This is a genomic window from Vibrio sp. RW (assembly GCF_027587105.1).
Lineage (GTDB): Bacteria > Pseudomonadota > Gammaproteobacteria > Enterobacterales > Vibrionaceae > Vibrio > Vibrio toranzoniae.
On sequence record NZ_JAPPTM010000065.1, the window covers coordinates 1 to 1,672 of the forward strand.

2 protein-coding genes are annotated in these 1,672 nt (G+C 39.7%); one reads left to right on the forward strand and one right to left on the reverse strand.

Going from position 1 to position 1,672, the window contains the following annotated elements:
* Positions 1 to 108: 108 nt before the first annotated feature.
* On the forward strand, positions 109 to 1,044 hold the full coding sequence (locus tag OCT63_RS21285; RefSeq protein ID WP_269984582.1) for an AbiTii domain-containing protein: 936 nt from the start codon (positions 109 to 111) through the stop codon (positions 1,042 to 1,044).
* Between the two features lie 289 nt (positions 1,045 to 1,333).
* On the opposite strand, the gene OCT63_RS21290 is transcribed toward OCT63_RS21285, so the two are convergent.
* Complete coding sequence (locus tag OCT63_RS21290) at positions 1,334 to 1,507, reverse strand: hypothetical protein (RefSeq protein ID WP_269984583.1); 174 nt, start codon at positions 1,505 to 1,507, stop codon at positions 1,334 to 1,336.
* Positions 1,508 to 1,672 lie beyond the last annotated feature (165 nt).

The following is a 1,672-nucleotide window of genomic DNA, read 5'->3' on the forward strand; positions in this document are numbered from 1 at the left end:
ATGGCATTTTTAGTATGCGTTGATTTATGTGTTTAAGGTGTTATGCGGTGGCTTCGTATTACGTTGCTCACTACTTAGCTTAGCGTTAAACGTTTTAAAGGAGTTTCTGTGGTAACCAGTAAAAGTGAACATACATTAGAGTTAGTTCAAGATCTTTTAGATGATCTAGAACTTGGTCGTTCTTCGGTTGAAAAGCTCATCTTAAAAACCTCAAGATTAGCCAGAATCGTTGGAGCTGACGAAGTAAAAGAGTGGTTGCGTTTTGAACTTGGTGGTTTCTACTCAGACAATGATATTTCACTTAAATATATGACATTGACTGGACGCTGGACTAACCGTGATGAAAATAAGGGGTATTGGATTCCTCTTGCTCAGATTGAGGCTCGTATTGATGCGGATAAGGCTAAGTTATCGGTTATGAGGACACCTGATTCTTCAGGTGATCATAATTATGCTGTTCACCATGCAACAAGAGCCATGAACGACACTACGACTAACATCTCAAAGTTAAGTGGAATTCGCAGTAAGGTCATTGCTTTACTGCATAAGTTTATAACTGATGTTTACTATGAAAAAGTATTTGATAATTTATCCGAGTCAATTTTCGAGAGCTACAAAAGAGAAGTTGACCATCTAATTACTGAAAACTGTGGTGATATGCTTGAACAAATTCCTACAGTTATGGAAAGGCTTAGTTCAGGAAACTCGGAAGCTATTAGCCATGCTTTAACGACTTGTCGACGTATCATAGAATCTTTCGCTGACTCAATCTTTCCACCTTCAGATGAAACAATGAAAATTGGTGACAATGACTTAAAATTAGATGCTAGTAAGCATCAAAATAGAATAAATGCATACATCCATCAAAGGTGCGATAGCAAGTCGCGCAAACAGCGTTTTCGTCAAAACTTAGCGAACTTGTTTGATAGAGTGTCGACAGGTGTGCATAAGGATGTAACAACCGAGGAAGCGAAAGCTCTTTTCCTTAATACATATTTGTTTCTTGGAGAGGTATTGCACCTTGAGGAGAACAAAAACGTTTAACAAACGCTTTAAGACGGATTCGCAACGCTTGGCGGTTTTGGTTTGATTTGGCTTTTGCGTTTACGGTGTAATAATTAAGTGTCGTGGTAGCGTTGCTCACCACTTAAGCGGGCGTTAGTTTGCAAAGGGCAGAAAAGCGTTTGTGGTCTAAAAGCCTTGTTCTGCGTTCTAGCTATTCACCTGTTATTTCCCAAAGACTTTTCATCAAAATAGGCATCTCGCGTAGCCAGTTTTTCGGTTAATTGGCTTTCGTGTCATTCAATCCTTTCGTGTCAGTAAGGTTCATTTCTCAATGTTCTTGCGCGCTTCTTCTTTGGTTTTGAAAGTTAAGCGGGAACATTGAAATATGGTATTTGTGGCTGTCGGCATCTACGAAAGTCTTCTTAGCCAAGTGCGTTTTGTTAGTTGGGTTTAAATTATGAGCTGCTCGTTTTACTTTTGCATTCAAAGCCAGTAGTTTCATAGCCAATTCAGCACCTTGGCGCTAAACCTCTAGCTTCATCGTGGTGGCAAACTAACAAAGCGCTTAAGGCAGATTCGCAACGCGTGGCATTTTTAGTATGCGTTGATTTCTGTGTTTAAGGTGTTATGCGGTGGCTTCGTATTACGTTGCTCACTACTTAGCTTA